This window comes from Providencia sp. PROV130 (genome assembly GCF_028482225.1).
GTDB classification, from domain to species: domain Bacteria; phylum Pseudomonadota; class Gammaproteobacteria; order Enterobacterales; family Enterobacteriaceae; genus Providencia; species Providencia rettgeri.
Map to the genome: position 1 here is coordinate 65,484 of NZ_JAMPQC010000017.1, position 19,472 is coordinate 84,955.

A 19,472-nucleotide genomic window follows, 5' to 3' on the forward strand; every position below is an offset into this window, starting at 1 on the left:
ATAATTATTATGGTTACCAGTTCACGCTAATGCATGACATTCCTGGTATTTGCCTGAGCAGGTGTCGGGTTTTCAGGCTGTTTTTATTTGTATTAAGACGTTGTTCATACTCGTTCAATAATCATTGCTATCCCTTGGCCAACCCCGATACACATGGTGCATAATGCATAACGACCTTGTCTGCGGTGTAGCTCATTGATAGCGGCAATAACAAGCCTTGCTCCACTCATTCCAAGTGGATGGCCTAGCGAAATTGCCCCACCGTTAGGGTTGACGTGTGAGGCATCATCAGATAAACCAAGTCCCCTTAAAACGGCAAGTGCTTGTGCGGCAAAGGCTTCGTTTAGTTCAATAACATCCATTTGTTCGATGGTGAGCCCTGCCATTTTTAATACTTTTTGCGAGGCAGGAAGTGGACCGATCCCCATCAACCTTGGCTCAACGCCACAAGTGGCTGTAGCGATGATACGAGCCCGTGGTGTTAACCCTTGTTGTTTGGCGATGGTGTCAGATGCGATAATCAGTGCGGCAGCTCCGTCATTAACGCCGGAAGCATTACCTGCTGTAACAGTCCCGTTATCGCGAAATGGTGTTTTTAGCTTTTGTAGTTGTTCAAATGTCGTTTCTGCTCTTGGATGCTCATCTTCGCTGACGATGTATTCTTTTTTACGTTGTTTAACCGTTACAGGGATGATTTCTTGCGCAAAAATACCGTTAACTTTGGCAGTTTCAGTGCGTTGTTGGCTACGTAATGCAAAAGCATCTTGGTCTTCACGGCTAATTTGGTAAGTTTCTGCCACATTTTCTGCAGTTTCTGGCATCGAATCTGTGGAAAATTGTTGTTTCATCAGTGGGTTGATAAACCGCCAGCCAATAGTGGTATCAAATACTTGCGCTTGACGTGAGAATGCAGATTCTTGTTTGCCCATCACAAATGGCGCTCGGCTCATGGACTCGACGCCTCCGGCAATCATAAGTCCAGACTCCCCAGCTTTAATACTTCTCGCTGCTAATGCAATGGCATCAAGCCCAGAACCACATAAGCGGTTGATGGTGGTACCAGAAACGGAAACAGGGAGCCCAGATAACAGCCCCGCCATACGTGCAACATTACGGTTGTCTTCTCCTGCTTGATTTGCGCAACCTAAAATGATGTCGTCAGTTAATGACCAATCGAGTTGCGGGTGCCTTTCCATTAAGGCTTTTAATGGAACAGTGGCAAGGTCATCAGGACGCAATGATGATAAAGCGCCACCGTAGCGGCCAATTGGAGTACGGACACCATCACAAATAAACGCATCTATCATGATTGTTCTCCTGTTAAACGATGGCCTAACCGATGAGAACGACCGTGGAACAGCGCAAGCGTTTTGCCATCTTGGTTAGTTATCTCGACTTCATATAAACCGTTACGTTTACCTTGGTGCTTCATCGTGGCAGTCGCGGTAAGCAGGTCACCCTCAAAACCGGGACGAATAAAATCAATGGAGCACATGGAAGCAACGGCAGCATGCCCTTGGCTATTACAGGCGTAGGCAAACGCGGTGTCGGCAAGGCTAAATAATTGCCCTCCGTGGCAGGTTTTATGGCCATTAAGCATCTGTGCTGTGATTGGCATTTTCAATTGCGCAAAGCCCTCCTCTACTTTTTCAATGGACATCCCCATCGCTTTTGCGCATGCATCATCACGGTACATAATGTGAGCTGATTGCTGAGCCAGCGTAATGTTTGGCAATGAAATCATGGTAGCTCCTTGAAAGTTAAAGATTGATAACCTGCGGCTAATTGCCTTAAAAGTGGGTTTGGCCGATAACGGCTGTCGCCATAAAATTGAGCCAAATTTTCAAGTACTGACAGCACACGTTGCCAGCCTAGCTGCATGCCCCAAGCGAGTGGACCTTTAGGGTAATTCACGCCAAAACACATGGCATTATCGGTATCTAACGCCGTTGCGATTCGCTTATTGACGATATCTAACGCTTCATTGCATAACATCGCGACTGTCCTCATGGTTAACAGCGCTGGGTAGTCTGGTAATACAATTACGTGTTTACCTAATGATTGAAAAAACGCGATAGCTTGTTGGTTTTGTTGCGCATTATTTTGCGATGCACAGCTTAACGTGATGGTTGTTGCGGCAAGGTAATTTACCGATAAGTCAAAATGCACGACGGCTTGTTTTTGTGTTTGCGCATGTAACGATACCAATTCACCATTCGTTAACATAATAATAACGTCATTAACAATAAGTGTCGGGGATTGATCAGAATGTTGTGTTAATCCTTCGAGAGAGATCCCATTTTCAGTTAAAAGCTGCGCGAACTCAGGAAATATCTGCCAATCGCCATACGCTTTTATATTTTGGGGCTGGTCAAGATGAATTTTTTCTGCAACAGAAGGTAAAGGCTGAGATTTATTATCATCATAATGATAAAACCCTTGCTTCGATTTACGGCCTAAATGGCCTGCTTGGACTAGTTCCAATTGCATTAATGAGGTTTGAAAGCGCGGGTCATAACCGAAGGCCTGAAATACTGATTCAGTCACCGCATAGTTTACATCATGGCCAATTAAATCAGTTAGTTGTAATGGTCCCATGGCAAAACCACCGGCGTCACGTATTGTGCTGTCTAATGTGGCAGGAGACGCAATCTGTTCTTCAAGGGCGCGCATTGCTTCGGCGTAGAAAGGCCGAGCCACTCGGTTGACAATAAAACCGGGGGTGGAACGGCAAATCACGGGGACTTTTCCAAATGATAAAGTCAGGGCTTTTAACTGTTCAATGACGGTGTTAGATGTTTCTAACCCTCGAACGATTTCAACTAATTTCATCACGGGGGCAGGGTTAAAGAAGTGCAGACCCGCAAGGCGTTCAGGGTGTGTTAACTGTCGTCCAATGGCGGTAATTGATAATGAAGATGTATTACTGGCAAATAGCGTATTTTTGCTACAAATCGCTTCTAATTCACTAAAAATTGCCTGTTTTATTTCCAGCTTTTCAGCAACGGCCTCAATGACTAATTGCGCATCGGACAGTGCCGAGAGGCTTTTTACCACTGCGATTTTGGCGATAATTGCTTCAGTGGCCTCTGGTTTTGCTTTCCCTTGCTCAACACGTTTGCGTAAACGTTGGGTCATTGTTGATAAACTACGGCTTAATACGTCTTGGTTCACATCAAATAGTAAGACAGATAGCCCCGCTGTTGCTGCCACTTGCGCAATGCCAATTCCCATGGTTCCAGCGCCAATCACCGCGATGGTGTTGATAGTCTGATTCAAAGGTAATGTCATGGTTAGCATCCTTTGAACTGGGGTTCACGTTTATTTAAAAAAGCATTGACCCCTTCGCGATAATCTTCACTTCGACCGCCAAGGCGCTGTAAGTCACGCTCAAGGTTGAGTTGCTCATCGAGAGTATTGGTTGCCGCGGCATAAATGGCTTTTTTGATAAGCCCTAAGCCATAAGTCGGTTGGGTTGCAAGGTGTTGTGCGAGCTGTTGAGTGGTATTAATGAGTTCATCATTTTCAGTGACCTGCCAAATCATTCCCCACTGTAATGCTTGCTCCGCACTTATTTTATCGCCTAATAATGCCATCCCCATTGCTCGTGCATGGCCTGTTAATTGAGGTAAAAACCAGCTTCCTCCGGAGTCAGGGACCAAGCCAAGCCGGCAAAAAGATTGAATAAAACTGGCATTTTTTGCGGCAATGACAATATCGCCTGCGAGTGCAATGGCGGCGCCAGCACCTGCAGCCACACCATTGACCGCGCAAATAATCGGTTTCGGTAATGCGGTTAGGCGGCGAATCAAGGGGTTATAGTAAGTTTCAACGGAGAATCCGAGATCAGGAGCGTCACTGCCCACGCTCACATTGCGATCATTCAGATCTTGCCCGGCACAAAATCCACGGCCTGCACCGGTGATCACTAAACAGCGTACAGTTTTATCGTGTTCCGCTATTTTGATAGCCTCACTGAGCTGGTGATGCATTTCATCATTAAAGCTATTCAGCCTATCAGGGCGGTTGAGAGTGACGGTGAGAACCCCATTTTCTAACGTAGTGAGGATCATTGCTTCATTATTCATGATTATTGTCCTGTAAATTGAGGTTTTCGTTTTTCGAAGAATGCCTCGATCCCTTCACGTCGATCGTTTGTACCCGCTAAAGTCACAAAATATTGACGCTCAAGCTGTAACCCCTCGGTAAGATGGTTTTCTTGAGAATGCACCAGTGATGCTTTCGCGGCTTGTACGGCTAAAGGCGCATGCATTGCGATGCGCTCTGCCAGTTTTTGGGCGCGTTCTAGCACCAATTCATCCAAACAAATTTCACTGATTAACCCTGCTTGCAACGCATGTTTAGCATTGATTGGTTCACCCGTTAGTACCATTTGCATGGCGAGGGATTTGCCCACGGCACGAATTAAACGCTGTGTCCCTCCGGCTCCGGGCATTAAACCCAGAGTAATTTCGGGTAAACCGAAACGAGCTGATTCACCGGCAATAATGATGTCGCTGGCGAGTAATAATTCAAAACCTGCACCCAGTGCATAACCATTCGCAGCACTAATAATGGGTTTTGATATCGCGGATAACCTGCGCCAAACTTGGGGGCGTTTATCGGTGATCGCATTAGCAACAGTTTGTTGCTGTAGTTCTTTAAGATCGGCTCCTGCAGCGAAAAAACGCGGATTTCCGGTGACCACAATCGCACCGATTTCATCATTGATTTGTGCTTGCTCGAGGTGCTGAACCAGCAACTCTAAACAGGCGGTGCTCAGGGCATTACGCACTTCTGGGCGGTTTAACGTCAGCGTCAAAACCCGGTTATGTTGTTGTGATAAAATCCAATGGTTTTCCATTAAAGTTCCTACACGTCAAAGTCTAAAACAACACCATCGCCTTTTGGCCACGCTTGGCAGCTGAGAATGTACCCTGCGGCGATTTGGTCGGGCTCAAGGCTGTAATTGACCCCCATTTCCACCTCACCAGAGCGCAATTTACATTTGCAGGTTGCGCAAACGCCGCCTTTACAGGCGTAGGGTAAATCTGCGCCTTGGCGCAGTGCGGCATCCAAAATACTGTCGTCTTGGCTATCCATGGCGATGTCCATGGTTCTACCATCAAGGTGAATGCTGACTTGGCGTGTTTCGCTAGTCATGGCTATTGCAGGTTTGAATTTAGTGCCTGAAGTATTGAAACGCTCGGTGTGAACATATTCTTTAGGCATGCCATAACCGACTAAAGTGTCGTGAACCTCATCCATCATGCTGTCGGGCCCACAAATAAATGCTCGGTCAAATTGTTTAAAATTCAATAAGGTGTTATTTAAGGCACTGAGTTGTTGTTGGCTAATTCTGCCGCTAAGTAGTTCGCTATCTTGTTGTTCTTGGCTGAATAGATAGAGAACTTGGAAGCGTGTTGCAAAACGATTTTTTAGGTCTGAGATGCTCTCTTTAAACATCACTGAGCGGCTATTTCGATTACCATAAATCAGAACAAAACTGCTTTTTGGCTCAGTTTGTAATGTGGCTTTAATGATAGAGAGCAATGGCGTGATCCCAGAGCCAGCCGCGACGGCAAGGTAATGTGCGTGGGTATCTGCTGCGGGTTGATAACCAAATTGCCCCTGTGGAACCATCACATCAAGGCTATCACCAACTTGTAATTCTTGATTGACGAAATTAGAGAAACGCCCTTCGTAAATCGCTTTCACCCCAATTTTTAGCGTGTTTTCATCCGGTGAGCTGCAAATGGAATAACAGCGGCGTAGGTTTTCACCATTGATAGCAGCTTTTAATGTCAGGTGTTGCCCTGGACGGTAATGATATTGCTCTCGTAATGCATCGGGTACATTAAAAGTAATGGCGACAGCATCAGGGGTGTCACGTTCAATGGCAGCAATACTTAAACGATGAAATACAGTCATATGGGTGCCCCTAAATACATTTAAAGTAATCAAACGGCTCTAAGCATTCAGTGCATCGATACAATGCCTTACATGCAGTGGAACCAAATTCACTAATTTTTTCAGTCTGCTCGCTGTCACAACGTGGGCAACGAACCGCACCTTTGTGTTCTGGGTGCTCGCAAGACGTACCTTGCGGTGGTGCGATACCAAATTCACGCAAGCGTCTTTTCGCATCTTGGTTCATCCAATCCGTTGTCCAAGCGGGTGTTAACAGAATTTCGATGTCGATGTTTGGAAAACCGGCATGACCGAGAACAGTTTTGATTTCATTGATTAAAAATTCAGTTGCTGGGCAACCTGAATAAGTAGGTGTAAAAATAACTTTCCAGCCCTGAGCTGCCGGTAGCACATTGCGGATCATGCCAAGATCAGTAATAGAGAGTGCGGGTAGTTCAGGATCGGGTATTTGGTGGAGCTGTTGCCAGATCTGGTGAACCTGGGGCGATTGGAGCTCGCGATGTTGCAGTCTCTGTTCCATAACATCACCACTGACAGTTTGGGTAAGCACGTTGCACAAACTGCAATTGCGTTAATAACAAACCCAAGTGCTCGGTATGGCTGCCTTGCTTGCCGCCTAAGCGATACGCTTTTTTCTCTGGCACAGTGAGGGTCGCTTCAGTGAATGTTTCGTTAATGGTGTTTAACCATGCGGCTTGTAAAGAACGTGGGTCAACAGCGATACCTGATTCACTAAGTGCAATTTCAACGTCATCAGCATGGAAAAGCTCGCCAGTAAAACGCCATAACTCATTGACTGAACGTTGAATTCGTTGATGGCTTTCTTCATTGCCATCCCCTAAACGAATTATCCAGCCACGGCTAAAACGTAAGTGATAAACGGCTTCTTTGAGGGATTTCTCAGCGATTGCCGACAGTTGTTTATCACCGCTGTGAATTAGCGCTTCATATAATGGAACATGATAAGCATCCATAAAGAATTGGCGTACTAAAGTGTCATCAAAGCCATTGTTGGGTTGTTCAACTAATAATAAATTGCTGAACTCTCGTTCATCGCGCAAAAAGGCAAGGGTGTCTTCATCGCATTCAGGCCCTTTTAATTGCGCGGCATAGTTTAAAAAGTTACGCGCTTGCCCTAGCAAATCTAAGCCGATATTGGATAGCGCAAGGTCAATTTCGAGTTCAGGAGCATGGCCGCACCATTCGCACAGGCGCTGCGCTAAAATTAAGGGGGTATCGCCAAGGCGTAGTGTGTAATCGTGGAGCTGTTCTTGTTGGTTCATGGCAAGCCCCTTACATGTTTTTGATACCATCAGGAATGGTATAGAAGGTTGGGTGACGATAGACCTTGGTATCCGCAGGGTCGAAAAATGTGCTTTTATCTTCAGGCTGTGAGGCAATTAAATGTGCGGCTTTCACCACCCAAATTGAGCAGCCTTCACTGCGCCTTGTGTACGCATCGCGGGCATTTTCCAGCGCCATTTGGTCATCAGCCGCATGTAAACTGCCAACATGGCGATGCGCAAGCCCTTGCTTACTACGGACAAAAACTTCATATAAAGGCCAATCTTGATTGCTCATGGTGTTTTCCTTTTTGTAAAATGGTCAGTGATTAAGCCGCTGTTTTAACGGATTTTTGCTTGCGGCTATGTGCCATTGCACCTTCACGTACCCATGCGCCGTCTTCCCACCCTTTGCGCTTTGCACTAAGGCGTTCGTGATTACAAATGCCATTGCCTTTAATCACCTGATAAAACTCTTCCCAGTCGATTTCGCCAAAACGGTAATGGCCAAGGTCTTCATCCCAAACTAGATCAGGGTCAGGGATCGTCATACCTAACGCTTCTACTTGCGGAACGGTGTTATCAACAAATTTTTGCCGCAGCTCATCATTACTGAAGCGCTTGATTTTCCAAGCCATGCTTTGAGCGCTGTGTGGGGAGTCCGAATCATTTGGACCGAACATCGTGAGAACGGGCCACCAAAAGCGGTTTATCGCATCTTGCAGCATGGCTTTTTGCTCATCGGTGCCTTGCGCAAGCGCCATCACAGCTTCATAACCTTGGCGTTGGTGAAAACTTTCTTCTTTACAGATTTTCACCATCGCTCTGGCGTAGGGACCATATGAGGCACGGCACAGTGCTACTTGGTTCACTATTGCCGCACCATCGACAAGCCATCCAACCACGCCTACATCTGCCCAACTTAATGTCGGGTAGTTAAAAATGGAGGAATATTTCATTTTTTCATCAAGTAACTTTTGGTAGATATCTTGACGAGAGCAACCGAGAGTTTCGGCTGCGCTATACAGGTATAAACCATGGCCTGCTTCATCTTGAATTTTGGCCAGTAAAATTGCTTTACGACGCAATGTCGGTGCTCGTGTAAGCCAATTCGCTTCTGGTAGCATGCCGACGACTTCTGAATGGGCATGTTGGCCAATTTGGCGGATAAGGTTTTGCCGATACGCATCGGGCATCCAATCCTTGGGCTCGATGGAAATATCGGCTTCGATTTTGGCTTCGAAGTTAGCCTGATTTTGCTCGCTCATTGATTTTTCCATTAAATGATTCGTTAATGTTTGTTTGCGTGAAAATAATGAATCATATATATTTAACATCAATGCTAGAAACTGTTAACAAAAAGATCAATGTTCATTAACCTTGTTTTGCGAGTGGCTTCACAATCAATAAATTAAATTTCAATTAAAACAATGAATTGAAATTAATGTTTTTTGTGTGGTTTTAATGGGAATTGGCATTTTATATAAAATTGTTCTTGATTTGTTAAATTTAAATTAGCTTCTATGCTTATTTTTATGATACATATTTGTTATCTAATTTGAATTGGTGTTTTTATTTCTGGAGAGGAATATGCAGCATTTAACAAGTTACATTATGGGTAAATGGGTACAAGGTGAGGGCGAAGGGCGAAAAATTCACCATGCGCTAACGAATGAAACCTTATATACGGTGACGACTGAAGGGCTGCCGTTAGCTGAAAGTTTGCAATATGGTCGCCAAGTGGGAGGCGAAGTATTGTCAGCGATGACATTCCAGCAGCGTGGGCAAATGCTCAAAGCACTCGCAAAATACCTACTGGAGCATAAAGCCCAGTTATATGCGATTTCGGCACAAACGGGTGCAACTAAAGCGGATAGCTGGGTGGATATCGAAGGGGGAATTGCCACACTATTTTCTTATTCGGGGCTCGCTAACCGTGAGCTGCCAGATGACACTATTTGGCCAGAAGATGAAATGATCCCGTTATCAAAACAAGGGCAATTTATTGGTCATCATATTTTAACGTCTCGCCGTGGCGTTGCCCTACACATTAATGCATTTAACTTCCCTTGTTGGGGAATGTTAGAAAAATTGGCGCCCACATGGCTTGCTGGCATGCCAGCCATCATCAAACCCGCAACCGCCTCAGCACAGTTAACACAGGCGATGGTGAAGCTAATGGTTGATAGCGGTTTAGTGCCTGATGGCGCTATACAGTTGGTTTGCGGCGGTGTTGGCGATATGTTTGAACACCTTGATTTTGAAGATGTTGTGACTTTCACGGGGTCGGCGAGTACAGGGCAAAAGCTGAAATCGCATCCACGTATCACGGCTAAATCAGTCCCTTTCACGATGGAAGCGGACTCATTAAACTGTGCAATTTTAGGTGATGGCGTCCAGCCAGATCAGCCTGAATTTGCTTTATTTATTAAAGAAGTCGTTCGAGAAATGACCGCAAAAGCAGGCCAAAAATGTACCGCGATCCGTCGTATTATTGTGCCGAAAAACCTGCTCGAAAACGTGAAGCAGGCATTATTGAAACGCTTATCCGCTACAACGGTGGGTGACCCTGCGGTTGAAGGGGTCAGAATGGGGGCATTGATTAACTTAGAACAGCGCCAAGACGTACAAGATAAAGTGAATTATTTACGTGATCATGGCTGTGATGTTCTATGTGGTGGGCAATTTGAAAAGCTGGATGTTATTGGCGGAGATAGCCAGCACGGGGCGTTCTATCCGCCAACGTTGTTGTATTGTGCAGAGCCTTTTATATCTACAGCGGTGCATGAAATTGAAGCTTTTGGTCCTGTCGCCACATTAATGAGCTATGACAATATCGAACAGGCGGTGCAGTTAGCCATTTTAGGCGGAGGAAGCCTTGCGGGGACGTTAGTCACTGCTGACGCACAAGTCGCACAAGCGGTCATTCGTGCGAGTGCGCGGGCACATGGGCGAATGTTAATTTTAAATGAAGCGTCAGCTGCGGAGTCCACAGGACATGGTTCACCGCTCCCATTACTGGTACACGGTGGCCCAGGCCGAGCAGGTGGTGGCGAAGAGCTCGGCGGGTTGAGAGCAGTGAAACACTATATGCAGCGTACGGCTATTCAAGGTAGCCCTTCTATGCTAACGGCAATTACTAAGCAATGGATCCGCGGTGCAGATACCATCGCTGATGTGGTTCATCCTTTCCGCAAACATTTTGAAGACTTAGCAATTGGCGACACGTTACTGACCGCAAGGCGTACCGTTACAGAAGCAGATATTGCTAATTTTGCTTGTCTCAGCGGTGATAATTTTTATGTTCACGTTGATAAAATTGGTGCGGCACAGTCGTTATTTGGTGAACGGATTGCGCACGGCTATTTTGTCGTTTCAGCCGCAGCAGGGCTATTTGTTGATGCAGGGGTTGGGCCCGTGATCGCCAATTATGGCATGGAAAGTTTGCGTTTTATTGAACCCGTGAAAATCGGTGACACAATACAAGTTCGCCTAACGTGTAAGAAAAAGATCAAAAAAACGCAAAAACTCGCTGAAGATAAGCCGAATGGCGTTGTTGAATGGGATGTGCAAGTGTTTAATCAGGACAACACCGTTGTGGCGTTGTACAGTATTTTAACGCTAGTGGAGCGTCGTGTTGGTGATTTTCATTAATCATTATACAGCGTGAATTAATTATTGAGCTAATAGGTGCTTTTTCAATCATTTTCTGTTGTGATGAGTGACCAGCAACAGAATGTAGGGAAACAAAGATGAAAACGCACCACCAAGCGGTTTATCAACAATTTGACCAGCAAGCCAATTCGTATTTAACCAGCCAAGTTCATGCACAAGGTGAAGATCTACTTGTTTTGCAACAATTGCTACAAGGTTGTCAGGATGAAGATGTGCTTGACCTTGGCTGTGGTGCAGGGCATGTCAGCTTTCATGCAGCACCGTTGGTGAAGTCAGTGACGGCTTATGATTTGTCGGACTCAATGCTCAACGTTGTGGCTAACAATGCACAAGAACGTGAATTAAATAATATCACCACCTGCAAAGGGACCGCGGAGTCTCTACCGTTTGGTGATCATTGTTTTGACCGAGTGATTAGCCGTTACTCAGCACACCATTGGCACGATGTGGAACAAGCACTACGTGAGGTGCGCCGAGTGCTCAAACCGGGTGGAAAAGGCATCTTTATTGATGTGGTATCACCGGGACATCCATTATTGGATATTTACTTACAAACGGTCGAAGTGCTTCGGGATACCTCACATATTCGTGATTATTCTGCTGGAGAATGGTCTGGCATGTTTAATAGTGCGGGGCTATTTGTTCGTCGGGTGCAAAGTTTCCGTTTAGCATTGGAATTTACCAGTTGGGTTGAACGGATGCGGACACCACAGCCATTCGTCGAAGCTATCCGTCACTATCAAGGAACATTAAGTGATGAGGTAAAAAGCCACTTTGCAGTACAAGCAGATGGCTCATTTACCTCAGATGTGATGTTGTTTGAATTTCAGTGCCAATAACTATTTATTGCGCTAAAAATTGTTGTGATAAAAATTATTGTGCTAAAAACTGCGCTTGGTTCAATTGGCTAAGCGTGTTATTTACTGCAAAAATCGCACCGCGAACATCAGGAATACCAAAGGATTTTAATCGTGCGCTGTGCTTGGTGAGATAAGCTTGTGCGTCAGTTTCTGAAGCAAACAGATACACACCACCTGCCATTTGCGTTTGTGGGTTTTCAGTCCAAATCTTCCAAATAAAGCCCGGCTCTTGGTTAATTGATTCCGCTAAATCATTCATTGCGGATATCATCTCATCGCCCCATGGCCCCTGATACGGAAAATCAACTTGTAAAATAACGCTCATATCTGCTCCTTATGATTGAAGCGCTATAGTAACCCTTAAAGCAAATAATAACTTTGCTATTTATCGTATTTCAAACGACTTATTGCTTCAAACTATTACGTTTACCTACCTCAAATGCAGCTAGAGTCGCTAACCGAGCTTGTTTATGGTCAACAATGGGTTCTGGGTAATTAAGCGCTGTGTTGCTGATTACAGCCCATTCATGTGGCGTATGAATATATTTGTCGGGCACTTGCTGCAATTCGGGCAACCAATGGCGAATAAAAGCCCCTTGTGCGTCAAACTTCTTCCCTTGAGTGGTTGGATTAAAGATACGAAACCAAGGGGAGGCATCAACGCCTGTTGAGGCTGACCACTGCCAACCGCCGTTGTTCGCGGCTAAGCTGCCATCAAGCAGTTGGCTCATAAAGTATTTTTCACCTTTGCGCCAATCAATCAGTAAGTCTTTGACTAAAAAACTGGCCACAATCATTCGTAGACGGTTATGCATCCAACCCGTTGTATTCAGTTGGCGCATAGCCGCATCCACAATAGGATAACCCGTTTGTCCTGTTTTCCATGCTGCAAAATCGGTCGAAGAATCATTCCAGTGAATATGTTGTGTCCATTCAATAAATGGTTGGTGGCGGCTTAGACGTGGAAATGCGACTAAAAGATGTGAATAAAATTCACGCCAGACTAATTCATTTAACCAAGAGAACGCCCCACTATCAGGGTAATCTAACACTTGGGGATTCTCTGCTTGTAATCGGTTGAAGCATTGGCGAGGGGATAGCACCCCCACCGCGAGGTAAGGTGATAATTGGCTGGTACCATCAATAGAGGGAATATCTCTATCGTTTTGATAATCGATGACTTTTTGGGAGCAAAACTGCCTGAGTCGCGTTAAAGCCGATTTTTCACCAGCAGGAAATTGCTGGGAGTCTTCAATTGGCTGATGCGGAAATAACGGTGAAGCCCTATCAATGTTGATAGGGGCCGCTCGTTTTTCTGGGGCACGCAGTGAACGGCAATCTGTCACGGTGAGCTGGGTGAGGAAGGCTCGGCGAAAGGGAGTATAGACTTGATACATCTCCCTTTTTTGGGTAGTCACAGAGCCCGGTGGCAGTAATAAATAGTCATCGAAAGCATGGATATGCAACCCATGAGGTTGATTGATTAACCACTCGTCTCGTTGTTTTTCGTTCCACTCATATTGCCGATTAAAAAACAAGGCATCAGCCTGTTGTGCCTTTGCGTAATCGAGTACCCATTGTGCTGCGTCGGCAAAATCAGCCACAGTTTGACAAACCAGTGGAATACCAAGCTCAGCGAGTGAATTTTGCAGTTCAGCAAGGTTTTGGTGAATGAATGAGATTTGTCGCTCAGCCATATCATGTTGTTGCCACTGCTTAGGGGTTGCAGTAAAAAGGGCAATGACTTTCGCATCTGGGTCTGCACAGGCGGAGGAAAGCGCTTTGTTATCGGTGACCCGCAGATCATTGCGAAACCAGATAAGATGACAAACGTGTTTGGCTGCCATTACCTCCCTCCTTGGTTGATGTTTTGTTGGAATCAAAACAATAGGTTTTGAAAATAAACTAGGAAAATCAATTTATTGAATTTCGGCTGATAACACAAAGCGGGAAAAACCACGCTTTTATCCCGCTTTGTCAACAACCTGAAAGGGCCGGTAAACGGCCCTTTCATATTTAATCTAATTTAGGATGCTGATTGATTAAGGATTGGCGTTTTTTCTCAAGCTCAGCAATTTGTTGGTCAATATCTTCAACTTTCTGCTCAATATTGTCAAAGTGCTCGCTAAGAATTTCTTTTGCCTCGGCTTTATCTGATGCAGCAGGTGTTGCTCCGCGTAATGGTTTATTCGCCGTTTCTGGCATTCTGATACCCGTATATAAACCAATTAAAGCAATCACGATTAAGTAATACGCTGGCATGTATAAGTCAGTAGTTGATTCGACCAACCATGCCGCAACAGTCGGTGTCGCACCGGCAATTAATACTGAAATATTAAAGGCAATAGCTAACGCACTGTAACGAATATGAGTTGGGAAAATCGCGGGTAAAATGGAAGCCATAACCCCTGTAAAACAGTTCAACAGCACCGCTAAAATCAATAAACCCAGGAAAATTAAGCCAACAGAACCACTGTTGATTAACATAAACGCAGGGTATGCCAATAAAATCAGCCCTACGCTACCGGTAATGACAAATGGGCGACGACCAATTTTATCACTGGTTAAACCGATAATCGGTTGAACAAATAACATACCAATCATAATTGCAATAATAATTAGCACACCATGGTCAGTAGAGTAATTCAGGTTGTGTGATAAGTAACTTGGCATGTAGGTCAGCAACATATAGTAAGTCACGTTGGTTGCGATAACCAAGCCAACACAAATCATCAAGCTTTTCCAATACTTAGTCGCCACTTCACGTACTGAGATTTTTGGTGGATTTTGAATATTGGCTTTATCTTGTTTTTCTAACGATTCAACATGTTGTTGGAACGCAGGAGTTTCTTCCAGTGAATGACGTAGATATAACCCGATGATCCCTAACGGTAACGCTAAGAAGAACGGAATTCTCCAGCCCCAATCATGGAAGTTAGCTTCCCCAACGATACTGGAAATTAGTACTACGACACCCGCACCTAAGACAAAACCGGCGATAGAGCCAAAGTCTAACCAACTTCCCATAAAGCCACGTTTACGGTCTGGTGAGTATTCAGCAACAAAGATTGCGGCACCAGAATATTCACCACCTACCGAGAAACCTTGAGCTAACTTAGCAATTAATAACAGAATGGGGGCCCAGATACCGATGCTCTCATAGGATGGAATCAAACCAATACAGAAGGTACTGACTGCCATGATGATAATCGTCATCGAAAGGACTTTTTGACGGCCGTATTTGTCACCTAAGATACCAAAAACGACCCCCCCTAATGGCCTAACTAAGAAAGGCACGGAGAAAGTGGCTAATGCGGCAATCATCTGTACGCTCGGTGATGCGTCCGGAAAGAAAACCTGACCTAGAACATAGGCTAAGAAACCGTATACCCCAAAATCAAACCATTCCATCGCATTACCCAGCGAAGCCGCGGTAATTGCTTTTTTGAGTTTACCGTCATCAATAATAGTAATATCACTAATATTTAACGGTTTTTCTTTTTTCTTCTTGAATCTCATGAAACCATCCTCTTATTTTAATTTCAATAACCGAAACAACAGCATTTAAGATGTGGGTTTTCATACATCGGTAAAATATAAAACCTTATTATTTAGAATAGACGTTGTTTACGTAATAGATAAGTTTTTAGTGTTTTTATGTAGAGCTGAAATAACAGGCTAAAATAGGTACGTAATGGGTAGAATAATGAGAGCGTTTGTCTTTTGAATACAGCAAAAAAGCCACCTTGAGTTAAAAAATACAGTACTAATACTACATTAATATCGAACAAATGTAAAATATAGGTGTTTTATACTAATTCATATGTCTTAGTAGGATTTTGTGTTAGTAATATAATGATTGAACTGAATAATTGAAAAAATAGAGGCTCAGGAAAGGATAGTGTAAAATAAATTGTTTAAAATCAATTTAATACATTTTGATAGGTGAGTTTTAGCCTGTCATAAATATATAAGGTTAGCAATTTAATATGGTCGAAATAATGGTATTGTTGCGATGAAGAATATATGAAGATAACCCCATCCTTTTACGATGCTCTTGTTTTGCTTAAGCTATTAATAACTCATCTATTTATTTATCTTGTTGCTATCCTCTTCTTTTGATAATAACGGTGGATTATGCTGTTCTATTTTATATTTAATTTGATGAGTAGGAATGAGGAATTTACTTAGTTACAATCAATCTATTGTCGATATTGGGTTTGATATAAGCGAGTATGACAAAATTCTATTTTGAATGTTGTTATGCATCTAAAAATACCCTTCATATTTTGTACTGCAAGATATCAAGGGTATCACATCCGACTTAAAAGAGTGCCATTATGAAAAAACAGAGTGTTGCATCCTATATTGCAAAAGTACTTGATAATGCAGGTGTTAAACGTATTTGGGGCGTTACAGGAGACTCGTTAAATGGCTTAACCGACAGCTTGCGTCGTCAAGGCGCTATTGAGTGGCTAGGAACTCGTCATGAGGAAGTGGCTGCCTTTGCTGCGGGTTCAGAAGCTCAGCTAACCGGTAATTTAGCCGTATGTGCAGGCTCTTGCGGGCCAGGAAATATGCATCTTATTAATGGGTTGTATGATTGCCACCGTAATCGCGTACCCGTATTGGCGATTGCTGCTCATATCCCATCCAGCGAAATTGGTAGTAATTATTTCCAAGAAACTCACCCAACTGAATTATTCCGTGAATGCAGCCATTACTGTGAAATGGTCTCTAACCCAGAGCAAATTCCACAGGTCCTTGGCATCGCTATGCGTAAAGCAATTTTGAATAAAGGGGTATCAGTGGTCGTAATACCGGGGGATATTGCGCTAAAAGATGCACCAGAATCAGCGAAAGAAACATGGTATCAGCCACAAGCGCCACTTATTATGCCTCAGCGGAGTGAAATCGAAAAACTCGCCGAATTGCTGAATCAATCTAAGAATATCACGTTATTCTGTGGAAATGGCTGCGCAGGCGCTCACGATGAAGTGGTTAAGCTAGCAGAAACACTAAAAGCACCGGTAGTACATGCGTTACGTGGTAAAGAACATATTGAATGGAATAACCCATACAGTGTTGGAATGACAGGCTTGATAGGTTTTTCATCGGGTTACCACGCGATGATGAACGCAGATACGGTTGTTTTGTTAGGGACACAATTTCCATACCGTCCTTTCTATCCAAGCGAAGCTAAAATTATTCAGGTTGATATTAATGCAGGTAGTTTGGGTTCTCATTGCCATATAGATATGGGCCTGATTGGTGATATCAAAGCAACATTGGATGCATTACAGCCACACTTAGAAGCTAAACAGGATACAAAACACCTTGATGGCGCTTTAAAACATTATGCAGAGGCTCGAAAAGGGTTAGATGACCTCGCTAAACCGGGTCATGAGGGATTAATACATCCACAGTACCTCGCAACAAAAATTAGTGAATTAGCCGCTGATGACGCGATTTTCACCTGTGACGTAGGAACTCCGACAGTATGGGCAGCCCGTTACTTGAAAATGAACGGTAAGCGCCGTTTAATCGGCTCCTTTAACCATGGGTCAATGGCGAATGCGATGCCACAGGCTATTGGTGCACAAGCCGTTGATAAAAAACGCCAAGTGGTTGCAATGTGTGGCGATGGTGGTTTCAGTATGTTAATGGGAGATTTTATCTCTCTTTCCCAAATGCAATTACCAGTAAAAATCATCATTCATAACAATGGCGTACTTGGTTTTGTGGCCATGGAAATGAAAGTGGCAGGTTTCTTGACAGCGGGAACGGATTTACAGAACCCTAACTTTGCAGCGATTGCGAATGCCGCGGGTATCAAAGGCATCCGGGTTGAAAAAAGTGAAGATCTAGACGGTGCATTAAAAGAAGCTTTTGCCCATGATGGGCCAGTGGTGGTTGATGTCTTGACTGCCAAACAAGAGCTGTCTATGCCGCCAGAAATCGCAGCACAAGAAGCAAAAGGCTTTAGCCTATATATGTTAAAAGCGATTATGAGTGGTCGCGGTGATGAAGTCGTTCAATTAGTGAAAACAAACTGGCTACGTTAAGTCATTATTGTGAATAGCGGGAAAGCCCAATTCAGATGGATTGGGCTTTTTTATTTATCAATATCCTGCGGCTGACTGACTACGCCACAAATGGGCGGCAACCAGTGCGCGCCATGGGGAGAATTGCTCCAACCATTTTTCCGTTTCTTTGGCGGTAGGCTGTTCTGATTTCGCGAGCAATGTTTGTAGATTACGTCTTACCGCTACATCCCCATGTAATGAGCCATCTAAGTAATTGAATCCTCGTAGTAAAGCATAGCTTACAGTCCAAGGGCCAATACCTTTGATTTGTAATAATTGCTCAGTTATTTGATTCGCATTGGAGTGAGTAACCTGCTGTGATAAATCAATTTGTTGATTTTCGATGGCTTCACAAAGGGCTCTGAGGGCGATAATTTTACCGTTTGAAAAGCCCGTTTGTCGCAGGGTTTCGTCATCAACTAACTTGATTTGTGGAGTGTCGGGGAAACACCAAATACCTGAAGTGTGCTGAATTCCTACCGCTTGGATAAAGCGCCGACGAATGGCGATAGCCGCATGAACACTAATTTGTTGGCCTATAATAGCCCAAACTAACGCTTCAAATGCGCTGGCAGATTGATAAATCCTTAATCCTCTTTGCTTTCCAATGAGCTGACCAAGTACTGGAGTTTCAAGGTAGTGTTTTTCGAACTCATCAATATTCTGTTTTAAGCCGAGTACATGCTGTGCCAGCGTTAATAGGTCTGGTTCATTGATAATGATAGATGGGGAGTCAATTGCTAATGAAATCGTTGCGTGTTGCTTTTGAAGCTCCAATGTCATTTTTGTTGCATGTTGTTGCCATATTATGCCCTTGTGTAATGTGTTTTCTTCCACTATTTCCGCGACATTGTGTTGATCTCTCAGATGAAAGGCAAAAAAATCACCATAAAGGTAATTGGTAGGGAGAGTTAGCTGTGCGGTAAATATTTGCATAATGATGGCCTTGTCAGATTTTTCTTTATTCACAATATTATTGTGAATTAGCGCATTTAGTTACTCATTTTTTACAGAGCAGATATGTTATCTTGTACAGAGCTATTTATTTTGTACTGATATTATTTATCCATTTAATAAGGAAGTGTAAATGAAAACTGAGGGTCACAGTTCATCTCATGGCACTTCGGTACCATCATCACAACCAAGGCAAGAATTAACAGGCATTGGTGGATGGCTTATTTTACCCATGTTAGGGATAGTTTTGTCTTTGATTATTTTGCCTTTTTCTATTTATGAGCAAAATGTTCAAGTGATTGAATATTGGATTGAATTAACAGACCCACAATCAAGCTCATTTATTCCATTATTTAAAGAGCTCATCTACTTTGAGGTTTTAGGTAACGTTATTTTATACGCGACCTTGCTTTTTCTAAGTTATGTCTTTTTTACAAAGAAAAAACTCACAATTAAAATTTATATTTTTTTCCAGATCTTTTCGTTAGTTTTGACGGTTACGGATATCATACTCGCAAGTATTTTATTAGATTTAGAAGTTGAATCCTCGGATATCAAAGATATTTTTCGGGCACTAATTGCTTGTGCAATTTGGATACCGTATTTTTTAGTTTCAAGGCGAGTTAAAAATACCTTTGTAAATTAACAAATAAAATTTTGTGATTTTTTATTGGGTAGGTAAA

At 43.7% G+C, this 19,472-nt stretch carries 17 protein-coding genes and 1 pseudogene; 4 read left to right on the forward strand and 14 right to left on the reverse strand.

Going from position 1 to position 19,472, the window contains the following annotated elements:
- Nucleotides 1-104: 104 nt before the first annotated feature.
- The 10 genes from pcaF to paaA are packed head-to-tail and all read right to left on the reverse strand — an operon-like array spanning nucleotide 105 to nucleotide 8,482.
- Nucleotides 105-1,307, reverse strand: a complete 1,203-nt coding sequence (pcaF, locus tag PSF28_RS12360) for a 3-oxoadipyl-CoA thiolase (protein ID WP_272685133.1) — start codon at nucleotides 1,305-1,307, stop codon at nucleotides 105-107.
- Nucleotides 1,304-1,744: a hydroxyphenylacetyl-CoA thioesterase PaaI gene (gene paaI, locus PSF28_RS12365; protein WP_004266152.1), complete on the reverse strand. Its 441-nt coding sequence runs from the start codon at nucleotides 1,742-1,744 to the stop codon at nucleotides 1,304-1,306. Before paaI ends, pcaF begins: the two co-directional genes overlap by 4 nt.
- A complete protein-coding gene (locus PSF28_RS12370) occupies nucleotides 1,741-3,291 on the reverse strand; it encodes a 3-hydroxyacyl-CoA dehydrogenase (RefSeq protein ID WP_272685134.1) in 1,551 nt (516 codons plus the stop codon). The genes paaI and PSF28_RS12370 overlap by 4 nt, the downstream gene beginning before the upstream one ends.
- A gap of 2 nt (nucleotides 3,292-3,293) precedes the next feature.
- Nucleotides 3,294-4,088, reverse strand: coding sequence for a 2-(1,2-epoxy-1,2-dihydrophenyl)acetyl-CoA isomerase PaaG (paaG, locus tag PSF28_RS12375; RefSeq protein WP_272685135.1), 795 nt, complete (start codon nucleotides 4,086-4,088; stop codon nucleotides 3,294-3,296).
- Between the two features lie 2 nt (nucleotides 4,089-4,090).
- The gene (gene paaF / locus PSF28_RS12380; protein WP_272685136.1) at nucleotides 4,091-4,864 is read right to left on the reverse strand and encodes a 2,3-dehydroadipyl-CoA hydratase PaaF; all 774 of its coding nucleotides are present in this window, start codon (nucleotides 4,862-4,864) and stop codon (nucleotides 4,091-4,093) included.
- Nucleotides 4,865-4,872: 8 nt separating this feature from the next.
- On the reverse strand, nucleotides 4,873-5,931 hold the full coding sequence (gene paaE / locus PSF28_RS12385) for a 1,2-phenylacetyl-CoA epoxidase subunit PaaE (protein WP_210838538.1): 1,059 nt from the start codon (nucleotides 5,929-5,931) through the stop codon (nucleotides 4,873-4,875).
- A gap of 10 nt (nucleotides 5,932-5,941) precedes the next feature.
- Complete coding sequence (paaD, locus tag PSF28_RS12390) at nucleotides 5,942-6,451, reverse strand: 1,2-phenylacetyl-CoA epoxidase subunit PaaD (protein ID WP_210838540.1); 510 nt, start codon at nucleotides 6,449-6,451, stop codon at nucleotides 5,942-5,944.
- A gap of 4 nt (nucleotides 6,452-6,455) precedes the next feature.
- Nucleotides 6,456-7,214, reverse strand: coding sequence for a 1,2-phenylacetyl-CoA epoxidase subunit PaaC (gene paaC, locus PSF28_RS12395; protein WP_210838542.1), 759 nt, complete (start codon nucleotides 7,212-7,214; stop codon nucleotides 6,456-6,458).
- Nucleotides 7,215-7,224: 10 nt separating this feature from the next.
- Nucleotides 7,225-7,512, reverse strand: coding sequence for a 1,2-phenylacetyl-CoA epoxidase subunit PaaB (gene paaB / locus PSF28_RS12400; protein ID WP_004262911.1), 288 nt, complete (start codon nucleotides 7,510-7,512; stop codon nucleotides 7,225-7,227).
- 31 nt (nucleotides 7,513-7,543) lie between these two features.
- Complete coding sequence (gene paaA, locus PSF28_RS12405) at nucleotides 7,544-8,482, reverse strand: 1,2-phenylacetyl-CoA epoxidase subunit PaaA (protein WP_247605394.1); 939 nt, start codon at nucleotides 8,480-8,482, stop codon at nucleotides 7,544-7,546.
- A 322-nt stretch (nucleotides 8,483-8,804) separates the two neighbouring features.
- Between paaA and paaZ the strand changes: the two genes are divergently transcribed.
- Nucleotides 8,805-10,868: a phenylacetic acid degradation bifunctional protein PaaZ gene (gene paaZ / locus PSF28_RS12410; protein WP_272685137.1), complete on the forward strand. Its 2,064-nt coding sequence runs from the start codon at nucleotides 8,805-8,807 to the stop codon at nucleotides 10,866-10,868.
- Nucleotides 10,869-10,957: 89 nt separating this feature from the next.
- Nucleotides 10,958-11,728 (forward strand): annotated as a pseudogene (locus PSF28_RS12415) (class I SAM-dependent methyltransferase); the annotation flags it as partial.
- A gap of 34 nt (nucleotides 11,729-11,762) precedes the next feature.
- On the opposite strand, the gene PSF28_RS12420 reads toward PSF28_RS12415, so the two are convergent.
- The 3 genes from PSF28_RS12420 to proP all read right to left on the reverse strand — a co-directional run bounded on the left by PSF28_RS12420 (nucleotide 11,763) and on the right by proP (nucleotide 15,268).
- A complete protein-coding gene (locus tag PSF28_RS12420) occupies nucleotides 11,763-12,074 on the reverse strand; it encodes a monooxygenase (RefSeq protein WP_272685138.1) in 312 nt (103 codons plus the stop codon).
- A 79-nt stretch (nucleotides 12,075-12,153) separates the two neighbouring features.
- Entirely contained in the window at nucleotides 12,154-13,596 is a 1,443-nt protein-coding gene (phrB, locus tag PSF28_RS12425) for a deoxyribodipyrimidine photo-lyase (protein ID WP_272685139.1), read from the reverse strand.
- 169 nt (nucleotides 13,597-13,765) lie between these two features.
- Nucleotides 13,766-15,268, reverse strand: coding sequence for a glycine betaine/L-proline transporter ProP (gene proP, locus PSF28_RS12430; protein WP_004262894.1), 1,503 nt, complete (start codon nucleotides 15,266-15,268; stop codon nucleotides 13,766-13,768).
- A gap of 821 nt (nucleotides 15,269-16,089) precedes the next feature.
- Here proP and poxB point away from each other — a divergent pair.
- Entirely contained in the window at nucleotides 16,090-17,814 is a 1,725-nt protein-coding gene (poxB, locus tag PSF28_RS12435; RefSeq protein WP_109912383.1) for a ubiquinone-dependent pyruvate dehydrogenase, read from the forward strand.
- 57 nt (nucleotides 17,815-17,871) lie between these two features.
- On the opposite strand, the gene PSF28_RS12440 is transcribed toward poxB, so the two are convergent.
- The gene (locus PSF28_RS12440; protein ID WP_109912384.1) at nucleotides 17,872-18,771 is read right to left on the reverse strand and encodes a DNA-3-methyladenine glycosylase family protein; all 900 of its coding nucleotides are present in this window, start codon (nucleotides 18,769-18,771) and stop codon (nucleotides 17,872-17,874) included.
- A 151-nt stretch (nucleotides 18,772-18,922) separates the two neighbouring features.
- Here PSF28_RS12440 and PSF28_RS12445 point away from each other — a divergent pair, with 151 nt between their 5' ends.
- A complete protein-coding gene (locus tag PSF28_RS12445; protein WP_004266137.1) occupies nucleotides 18,923-19,435 on the forward strand; it encodes a DUF2569 domain-containing protein in 513 nt (170 codons plus the stop codon).
- Nucleotides 19,436-19,472: the final 37 nt, after the last annotated feature.

Coding starts and splice junctions, on each gene's coding strand:
- pcaF (WP_272685133.1), bottom strand. CDS start 1,307: ATGATAGATGCGTTTATTTGTGATGGTGTCCGTACTCCAATTGGCCGC.
- paaI (WP_004266152.1), bottom strand. CDS start 1,744: ATGATTTCATTGCCAAACATTACGCTGGCTCAGCAATCAGCTCACATT.
- PSF28_RS12370 (WP_272685134.1), bottom strand. CDS start 3,291: ATGACATTACCTTTGAATCAGACTATCAACACCATCGCGGTGATTGGC.
- paaG (WP_272685135.1), bottom strand. CDS start 4,088: ATGAATAATGAAGCAATGATCCTCACTACGTTAGAAAATGGGGTTCTC.
- paaF (WP_272685136.1), bottom strand. CDS start 4,864: ATGGAAAACCATTGGATTTTATCACAACAACATAACCGGGTTTTGACG.
- paaE (WP_210838538.1), bottom strand. CDS start 5,931: ATGACTGTATTTCATCGTTTAAGTATTGCTGCCATTGAACGTGACACC.
- paaD (WP_210838540.1), bottom strand. CDS start 6,451: ATGGAACAGAGACTGCAACATCGCGAGCTCCAATCGCCCCAGGTTCAC.
- paaC (WP_210838542.1), bottom strand. CDS start 7,214: ATGAACCAACAAGAACAGCTCCACGATTACACACTACGCCTTGGCGAT.
- paaB (WP_004262911.1), bottom strand. CDS start 7,512: ATGAGCAATCAAGATTGGCCTTTATATGAAGTTTTTGTCCGTAGTAAG.
- paaA (WP_247605394.1), bottom strand. CDS start 8,482: ATGAGCGAGCAAAATCAGGCTAACTTCGAAGCCAAAATCGAAGCCGAT.
- paaZ (WP_272685137.1), top strand. CDS start 8,805: ATGCAGCATTTAACAAGTTACATTATGGGTAAATGGGTACAAGGTGAG.
- PSF28_RS12420 (WP_272685138.1), bottom strand. CDS start 12,074: ATGAGCGTTATTTTACAAGTTGATTTTCCGTATCAGGGGCCATGGGGC.
- phrB (WP_272685139.1), bottom strand. CDS start 13,596: ATGGCAGCCAAACACGTTTGTCATCTTATCTGGTTTCGCAATGATCTG.
- proP (WP_004262894.1), bottom strand. CDS start 15,268: ATGAGATTCAAGAAGAAAAAAGAAAAACCGTTAAATATTAGTGATATT.
- poxB (WP_109912383.1), top strand. CDS start 16,090: ATGAAAAAACAGAGTGTTGCATCCTATATTGCAAAAGTACTTGATAAT.
- PSF28_RS12440 (WP_109912384.1), bottom strand. CDS start 18,771: ATGCAAATATTTACCGCACAGCTAACTCTCCCTACCAATTACCTTTAT.
- PSF28_RS12445 (WP_004266137.1), top strand. CDS start 18,923: ATGAAAACTGAGGGTCACAGTTCATCTCATGGCACTTCGGTACCATCA.